This window comes from Streptomyces palmae, assembly GCF_004684805.1.
Classification (GTDB): Bacteria; Actinomycetota; Actinomycetes; order Streptomycetales; family Streptomycetaceae; genus Streptomyces; species Streptomyces palmae.
This window is the reverse complement of record NZ_SRID01000287.1, coordinates 1-9166: the sequence shown is the minus strand read 5'-3', so window position 1 is coordinate 9166 and position 9166 is coordinate 1. Positions and strand designations below refer to the sequence as shown.

Sequence of the window (9166 nt, the reverse complement as noted above, 5' to 3'; positions counted from 1 at the left end):
CGGGGACGGTCGGGGCTGCTGGGCAGGCGAACTACGCGGCTGCCAACGCCTATCTGGACGCGTTGGCCGAGCAGCGTCGGGCCGCGGGTCTGCCCGCGACCTCGGTCGCCTGGGGCCCCTGGGCCGACGGCGGCATGGCCGCCCAGGCCGAGGTCATCAGCAGCCGGATGGAGCGTTTCGGGCTGCCCGCGATGGCCCCGGAGCTGGCCGTGGCCGCCCTCCAGCAGGCCCTGGACCAGGACGAGACCTGCCTGGCCATCACGGATATCGACTGGCAGCGGTTCGCCGCCGGACTGCGGGCCACCCGACTGGCCGCACTGTTCGGCGAGTTGCCGGAGGTACGGCAGCTGCGCCTGGAGCCGGAGCAGGGCGCGGCCGAGGGCCACGCCCAGGGCGACGAGGGCCCCGCGTTGGCCCAGCGACTGGCGGGCATGCCGGATGCCGAGCGGGAGCGCTTCCTGCTGGACCTGGTACGTACCCACACGGCCACCGTGCTCGGGCACGCCAACCGCGAGAACGTCGGAGCGGAACGGGGATTCTTCGAGATGGGCCTGGACTCGCTCACCGCGGTGGAACTCAGGAACCGGCTGAGCACGGCCGGCGGACTGCGGCTCCAGCCCACCGCCCTCTTCGACTACGCGACGCCACTGGCCCTGGCCCGCCACCTCAAGGCCGAACTGGTCACCGAGGGCGGGCCGGACGCGGGGTCCTGGTCGCAGGAGCTCGACCGGCTGGAGTCCGCGATCGCCGGTGCCCAACTGGACGAACTGGCGCGCTCCAAGGCGGTCGTTCGGCTCCAGGCGCTGCTGGCCAAGCTCGGCGAGGGCGACAACTCGGCGGCGGAAGAACTGAATTACGATCTTGAAGACGTGTCGGTCGATGAGCTGTTCGATGTCATCGACCGGGAACTCGGGGATGCCTGAGATGCGCGCGAACTGTCTGGTTTCTTCGAGGGGGCGGAGCTAGATGTCGAACGAACAGAAGCTGGTGGACTACCTCAAGCGGGTGATGGCGGACCTCCGCCAGACCCAGCGGAGGCTCCGCGACGTCGAGGACAAGTCCCGTGAGCCCATCGCGATCGTGGCGATGAGCTGCCGCTTTCCCGGCGGGGCGCAGTCACCGGAGGCGCTGTGGGAGCTGCTGGCCCACGGCACGGACACCATCGGCACCTTCCCCACCGACCGCGGCTGGGACCTCGACGCCCTCTACGACGAGGATCCCGACCGCAAGGGCACCTCCTATGTTCGTGAGGGCGGATTCCTGCACGAGGCGGGGGAGTTCGACCCTGGCTTCTTCGGGATCTCGCCGCGTGAGGCGCTGGCCATGGACCCGCAGCAGCGGCTGCTGCTGGAGACCACCTGGGAGACCTTCGAACGGGCCGGTATCGAACCGGCCACCCTGCGCGGCAGCAAGGCCGGGGTGTTCATGGGCACCAACGGCCAGGACTACGCGGTCGCCCTCCGCCAGGCCCCGGAAGGAGTCGAGGGCTATCTGGCCACCAGCAGCGCGGCGAGTGTGGTCTCCGGCCGGCTCTCCTACACCTTCGGTCTTGAGGGCCCGGCGGTCACCGTGGACACCGCCTGCTCGTCGTCGCTGGTCGCCCTGCACCTGGCGGTGCAGGCGCTGCGGCAGGGCGAGTGCTCGCTGGCCCTGGCCGGCGGCGTCACCGTGATGACCACCCCCGGCCTGTTCGTGGAGTTCAGCCGGCAGCGGGGGCTGGCGACTGACGGCCGCTGCAAGCCGTTCGCGGCGGCGGCCGACGGCACCGGCTGGGGCGAGGGCGCCGGTGTCCTGCTGCTGGAACGCCTCTCCGACGCCCGCCGCAACGGGCACCCGATCCTGGCCGTGGTGCGCGGCTCCGCCGTCAACCAGGACGGCGCCAGCAGTGGACTCACCGTCCCCAACGGAATCTCCCAGCAGCACGTCATCCTCCAGGCCCTGGCGAACGCCCGGCTCTCCGCCGGCGAGGTGGACGCGGTGGAGGCGCACGGTACGGGGACGACCTTGGGTGACCCGATCGAGGCGCAGGCGCTGTTGGCCACCTATGGCCAGGACCGTCCCGAGGACCAGCCGCTGTGGCTGGGGTCGATCAAGTCGAACATCGGTCATACGCAGGCCGCCGCTGGTGTGGCGGGTGTGATCAAGATGGTGTTGGCGATGCGGCATGGTGTGCTGCCGGAGTCGCTGCACGTGGATGAGCCCTCGCCGCATGTGGACTGGTCGGCGGGTGCGGTGCGGCTGCTGACCGAGGCCACTCCCTGGCCGGATCGTGAGGCGCCGCGCCGGGCCGGTGTGTCGGCCTTCGGCGTCAGCGGCACCAACGCGCATGTGGTGCTGGAACAGGCCCCTGCGGCGGAAGCCGAGGAGCAGACCGAGGAGAACGGCCCCGAGCAGCAGCCGCTGAACGTCGACACGACCCCGGCGGCGGCCCCCGAGGTGCTGCCCTGGCTCCTGTCCGCCAAGACGGAGGCCGCCCTCCGCGCCCAGGCCGAGCGGCTGCTGTCCTTCGTGGGCGGGCGGCCGGAGGTGTCGGCGGCCGACATCGGACACTCCTTGGTGGCGACCCGGGCCGCCTTCGAGCACCGTGCGGTGGTGCTGGGCGCGGACCGTGCCGGGCTGCTGGAGAACCTGGCAGCGTTGGCCGAGGGTCGGGATGCCTCGGGTGTGGTGCGTGGTGTGGCGGGTGCGGGGGAGCGGTGTGTCTTCGTCTTCCCTGGTCAGGGTTCGCAGTGGGTGGGGATGGGTGCCGCGCTGCTGGACTCCTCGCCGGTGTTCGCGGCGCGGGTGGCGGAGTGCGCTGCGGCGCTGAGTCGCTTTGTCGACTGGTCGTTGGTGGATGTGCTGCGGGGTGTGGAGGGTGCCGCCTCGTTGGAGCGGGTGGATGTGGTGCAGCCCGCGCTGTGGGCGGTGATGGTGTCGCTGGCGGAGGTGTGGCGGTCGTACGGGGTCGAGCCGGCGGGGGTGATCGGGCACTCGCAGGGTGAGATCGCGGCGGCGGCGGTCGCTGGGGCGCTCTCGTTGGAGGATGCGGCGCAGGTCGTCGCGCTGCGGTCGAAGGCGCTGTTGGCCCTGTCGGGTCTGGGCGGCATGGTGTCCGTGTCCCTGCCGCACGAGGCCGTATCCGAGCGGTTGGAGCGGTGGGGTGAGCGGCTGTCGGTGGCCGCGGTCAACGGTGCGTCCTCCGTGGTGGTCTCGGGTGATGTCGAGGCCCTGGACGAGCTGTTGGCGGAGTGCGAGCGGGAGGAGATCCGAGCCCGCCGCATCCCCGTCGACTACGCCTCCCACTCCGCTCATGTGGAGAGGATCGAGGGCGAGTTGCGAGAGGTGCTGGCCGGGATCACCCCCCGTACCTCCACTGTCCCCTTCTACTCCACGGTGACCGCCGAGCTGATCGACACGGCCGTCCTGGACGCCGACTACTGGTACCGCAACCTGCGCCAGACCGTCCGCTTCGACGAGACGGTGCGGGCACTGCTGGCCGACGGGCACGAGATCTTCATCGAGGCCAGCGCCCACCCCGTCCTGACCGTGGGCATCGAGCAGACCGCCGACGACCTGGACACCCCGGCCACCGCCATCGGCTCGCTGCGCCGTGACGAGGGCGGCCTGGACCGCTTCCTCACCTCGCTCGCCGAGGCGTACACCGCCGGTGCCCCCGTGGACTGGCGGAAGGCGTTCGAAGGCAGCGGTGCGCGGCCGGTCGAGCTGCCCACCTACGCCTTCCAGCGGCAGCGCTACTGGGTGGAGCCGACCGAGACGGTGGGGGACGTGGCCTCCGCCGGGCTGGGCGCCGCCGACCATCCGCTGCTGGGTGCGGTGGTGTCGCTGGCGGACCATGACGGGCTGGTGCTGACCGGGCGGCTCGGCCTGCGCACGCACCCGTGGTTGGCCGACCATGCGGTGCTGGGCACCGTGGTGGTGCCGGGCACCGCGCTGGTCGAGCTGGCGGTACGCGCCGGTGACCAGGTGGGGTGCGCCCAGGTCGAGGAGCTGACCCTGGAGGCGCCGCTGGTGCTGCCGGAACAGGGCGCGGTGCAGGTCCAGTTGGTGGTCGAAGGACCGGACCCCTCGGGACGTCGCGCGCTGACCGTCTACTCCCGGGCCGAGGACGCCGAGGACTCGGCCTGGACCCGGCACGCCACCGGCACCCTGGCCGCCGAGGCTGCCGCCCCCGGCGGCCCGGCGGGCTCGGCGGACCTGGGCGTCTGGCCGCCCGCCGGCGCTCAACCGGTGGAGATCGAGGGGCTGTACGAGCGTCTGGCCGGCATCGGTCTGCGGTACGGGCCGGTGTTCCAGGGGCTTCGTGCGGCCTGGCGGCGCGGCGAGGAGTTGTACGCGGAGGTCGCGCTGCCGGACGGGGCGCGGCGCGAGGCAGCCAGGTTCGGTGTGCATCCGGCGCTGCTGGACGCGGCCCTGCACCTGGCGGGCCTGCCGGGCGACGAATCCGCCGGCGAGGCGGAGCCGGCCCGCTTGCCGTTCGCGTGGACCGGTGTGTCCCTGTACGCCACCGGGGCCGACATGCTCCGGGTGCGGCTGCTGCCGAACGGCGCGGAAGGGCTGTCGGTGCTGGTCGCGGACAGCACGGGTGCGCCGGTGGCATCCGTCGGCTCCCTGGTGGCGCGTCCGGTCGACCCCGGGCAACTGGCCGGCGGGCGGCTGCCGCAGGAGTCGATGTTCGGGCTGGACTGGGTCGGGCTGTCCACACCCTCCGCGCCGGTGACGGATCTCCAGTGGACGGTGCCCGAGCACGCCTGGGCGGTCGTCGGACCGGACGAGCTGGGGCTGGGCGACGCGCTGCGGACGGCCGGACATCCGGTGAGTGGCTACCCGGACCTGGCGGCGCTGGCCGATGCGGAGACCATGCCCGAGATGGTCTTCGTACCCCTTCGGGGGACTGCCCCGCAGTGCGCCGGCGAGTCCGCGCCGGGGGACACGGCCGCCGCCGTACGCGAGGCCGCCCACGACGCGCTGAAGCTGCTGCACACCTGGCTGGCCGGGGAGCGGTTCTCCGGCTCCCGGCTGGTGATCGTCACCCGTGGTGCGGTGGCCGCGAACTCCGACGAGGACGTCGACGATCTGGCGTCGGCCGCCGTCTGGGGCCTGGTGCGCTCGGCGCAGACCGAGCACCCCGGCCGCCTGCTCCTGGCCGACCTGGACGCCGATCCCGGCTCCCCGACCCTCCTGGCCTCCGCCTTCGCCCCGCGCCTGGAACCGTCCGGGCAGCAGGCAGACGCCCTCGCACACGACGAGCCGCAGCTCGCGGTGCGCGCCGGCGGCATCCACGCCCCGAGGCTCACCCGGGTCCGCGCCGAGGCCGAGGCAGCGCCCGTGTGGGGTGCTGAGGGCACGGTGTTGATCACCGGTGCGAGTGGGGTGCTGGGTGGTTTGGTGGCCCGGCATCTGGTGGTCGAGCACGGGGTTCGGTACCTGGTGCTGGCGAGTCGGCGTGGTCGTGGTGCGCCGGGGATGGCGGAGCTTGAGGCCGAGTTGGTCGGTCTGGGTGCCGTGGTGATGGTGGCGGCCTGTGATGCGGCGGATCGGGAGGCGTTGTCGGCTGTGCTGGCGGCGGTTCCGGTGGAGTATCCGTTGTCGGGTGTGGTGCATGCGGCGGGTGTGTTGGATGACGGGGTCATCGAGTCGTTGACGCCGGAGCGGGTTGACGCGGTGTTGCGTCCGAAGGTGGACGCGGCGGTCAATCTGCATGAGTTGACGGAGGGCTTGGGCCTGTCGGCGTTCGTGTTGTTCTCTTCGGCCGCTGCGACCTTCGGTGCTGCGGGGCAGGGGAACTATGCGGCGGCGAACGCGTTCCTGGATGGTCTGGCGTCGTACCGGCGGGCACGTGGGCTGGCGGGCTTGTCGCTGGCCTGGGGTTTCTGGGCCGAACGCAGTGAGATGACGGGCCACCTCGGCAACACCGAGATGACCCGGATGGCACGCGGCGGAGTGATCCCGCTGACCTCCGAGCAGGGCCTGGCGCTCTTCGACGCCGCGCACGCCGTGGACCGTTCCCTCCTGGTCCCGGCCAAGCTGGACCCGGCGGTGCTCCGCCGCCCCACCGCACCGGTGCCTCCGCTGCTGCGGGCCCTGGTCAGCGCCCCGACCCGGCGTACCGCCCAGTCCCAGACCGACTCCGAGGCCTCACTCAGGCGGCGGTTGGCCGGACTGGCCGAGGCCGACCAGGACCGGGTGCTGCTCGACCTGGTGAGCAGCGGGGTGGCGGCCGTACTCGGCTACGCGGCCACCGACACGGTGGACCCGGCACGCGCCTTCAAGGAGCTGGGCTTCGACTCGCTGACCGCCGTGGAGCTGCGCAACCGCCTCAACGCGGCCACCGGTCTGCGGCTGCCCGCCACCCTGGTCTTCGACTACCCCACGCCCTCCGCCCTCGCCCGTCACCTGCGGGCCGAGCTGTTCGAGGACAGCGCCCCGGCGGCGGCCAACGGCGTGCGGACGGCTTCCAGCAGCCAGGACGGCGGATCGATCGCCATCGTCGGCATGAGCTGCCGCTACCCCGGCGGCGTACGGACCCCCGAGGACCTGTGGCAGCTGCTGATACGCGGCGGGGACGCCATGTCCGGCTTCCCCACCGACCGCGGCTGGGACCTCGAGAACCTGCACCACCCGGATCCCGACCACCGAGGCACCGCCTACGCGGACCAGGGCGGATTCCTCTATGACGCGGGCGAGTTCGACCCGGCGTTCTTCGGGATCTCGCCGCGCGAGGCCCTGGCCATGGACCCGCAGCAGCGGCTGCTGTTGGAGACGTCCTGGGAGGCGATCGAGCGGGCCGGGATCGACCCGGACACCCTGCGCGGCAGCCAGACCGGGGTCTTCGCCGGGATCATGCACCACGACTACGCCTCTGGAGTGCACACCGCCCCCGAGGACGTGGAGGGCTACATAGGCAACGGCACCGCCGGAAGCGTCGCCTCCGGCCGGGTCTCCTACACCTTCGGTCTTGAGGGCCCGGCGGTCACCGTGGACACCGCCTGTTCGTCGTCGTTGGTGGCCCTGCACCTGGCCGCGCAGGCACTCCGACAGGGCGAATGCTCGCTGGCCCTGGCCGGCGGTGTGACCGTGATGTCCACCCCGGGCCTGTTCGTGGAGTTCAGCCGCCAGCGCGGACTCTCCCCGGACGGCCGCTGCAAGGCGTTCGCGGAGGCGGCGGACGGTACGGGCTTCTCCGAGGGCGCGGGCGTCCTGCTGCTGGAGCGGCTGGACGACGCCCAGCGCAACGGCCACCCGATCCTGGCGGTGGTACGCGGGAGCGCGATCAACCAGGACGGCGCCAGCAATGGCCTGACCGCGCCGAATGGTCCCTCGCAGCAGCGGGTGATCCGGCAGGCGCTGGCCGCTGCCGGGGTGTCGGCGGCCGAGGTGGACGCGGTCGAGGCACACGGTACGGGGACCACCCTGGGTGACCCGATCGAGGCGCAGGCGCTGCTGGCCACCTACGGCCAGGAGCACTCCACGGAGCAGCCCCTGTGGTTGGGCTCGGCCAAGTCGAACATCGGGCATACGCAGGCCGCCGCCGGTGTGGCGGGCGTCATCAAGATGGTGCTGGCGATGCGGCACGGTGTGCTGCCGCAGACCTTGCACGTGGACCAGCCGTCCTCCCATGTGGACTGGTCGATGGGCGCGGTGGAACTGCTCACCGAGCAGCGATCCTGGCCGGAGACCGGGCATCCGCGCCGGGCAGGTGTCTCCTCCTTCGGCGCCAGCGGCACCAACGCCCATGTGGTGTTGGAGCAGGCGCCTGCGGAGCCAGCGAAGATGAACGAGCCGGTCGCGGAGGTCCCCGGGAGCGGGGCGGTGCTGCCGTGGGTGGTGTCGGCTCGTTCGGAGGCGGGTCTGCGGGGGCAGGCGGCGCGTCTGCTGGAGCGTGTCGAGGCCGATCCTGGGGTCTCGGTGGCGGATGTGGCGCATTCGCTGGTGAGCACCCGGTCGCGGTTCGACCAGCGCGCGGTGGTTCTGGCGGCGGATGCGGCCGGTTTCGCGGCGGGTCTGGCCGGCCTGGCCTCCGGTGAGCCTGGTGCGGGGGTGGTCCAGGGGGTGGCGGGGCCGTCGGGTAAGTCGGCGGTGCTGTTCTCGGGCCAGGGCAGCCAGCGTCCCGGGATGGGTCGTGAGTTGTATGCGACGTATCCGGTGTTCGCGGATGCCTTCGACGCGGTGTGCGCTCGGTTCGATGGCGTGCTGGGGCGGTCGCTGCGGGAGGTGGTGTTCGCCGAGGCGGGCATCGAGGACGCCGAGCTGTTGAACCAGACGGCGTTTACGCAGTGTGGTCTGTTCGCGCTGGAGGTGGCGCTGTTCCGGCTGGTGGAGTCCTGGGGTGTGCGTCCGGACTTCGTGGGCGGTCATTCGATCGGCGAGTTGGCCGCCGCGCATGTGGCGGGTGTGCTGTCGCTGGACGATGCCTGCGTGCTGGTGTCAGCTCGTGGTCGGCTGATGCAGGCGTTGCCGGTGGGTGGTGCGATGGTGGCGGTGCAGGCTGCTGAGGCTGATGTTCTGCCGTTGCTGGTGGGGCGTGAGGCCGAGGTGGGCATCGCGGCTGTCAACGGTCCGGTGTCGGTGGTGCTGTCCGGCGCTGAAGATGCGGTCCTTGAGGTCGCTGAGAAGCTGGCGGCTTCGGGTGTGAAGACCAAGCGGTTGCGGGTCTCGCATGCGTTCCATTCGCCGTTGATGGAGCCGATGTTGGCGGAGTTCGCGGCGGTGGCCGAGGGGCTGTCGTATGTGGCGCCGTCCATCCCGGTGGTCTCCAACCTGACGGGTGCCGTGGCTTCCGCTGAGGATTTGTGTTCGCCCGGGTACTGGGTGCGGCATGTGCGGGAGGCCGTGCGGTTCGCGGCGGGTGTCGAGGCGTTGGCGGGTGCCGGGGCTTCGGTGTTCTTGGAGCTGGGTCCGGATGGAGTGCTGTCCGCGATGGGCCAGGACTCCTTGCCCGAGGCGGTGTTCGCGCCCGCGTTGCGCGCCGACCGCAACGAGGCCCAAGCACTCTCCGAGGCGCTTGCGCAGGTCTTTGTGCGGGGTGCGTCGGTCGATTGGGTTGAGGTGCTGCGTGCTGCTGGGGTGCGGGGGCGTCGGGTGGAGTTGCCGACGTATGCGTTCCAGCGGGAGCGGTTCTGGTTGGAGTCTGGGGTTGGTGTGGGCGATGTGGTGGGTGCGGGTT

At 71.9% G+C, this 9166-nt stretch carries 2 protein-coding genes; both read left to right on the top strand.

The window, feature by feature from the left end:
• A partial coding sequence (locus E4099_RS24055; protein ID WP_135341211.1) for a KR domain-containing protein occupies window positions 1-923 on the top strand: 923 nt, incomplete at its 5' end.
• Window positions 924-966: 43 nt separating this feature from the next.
• A partial coding sequence (locus E4099_RS24050) for a type I polyketide synthase (RefSeq protein ID WP_135341210.1) occupies window positions 967-9166 on the top strand: 8200 nt, incomplete at its 3' end.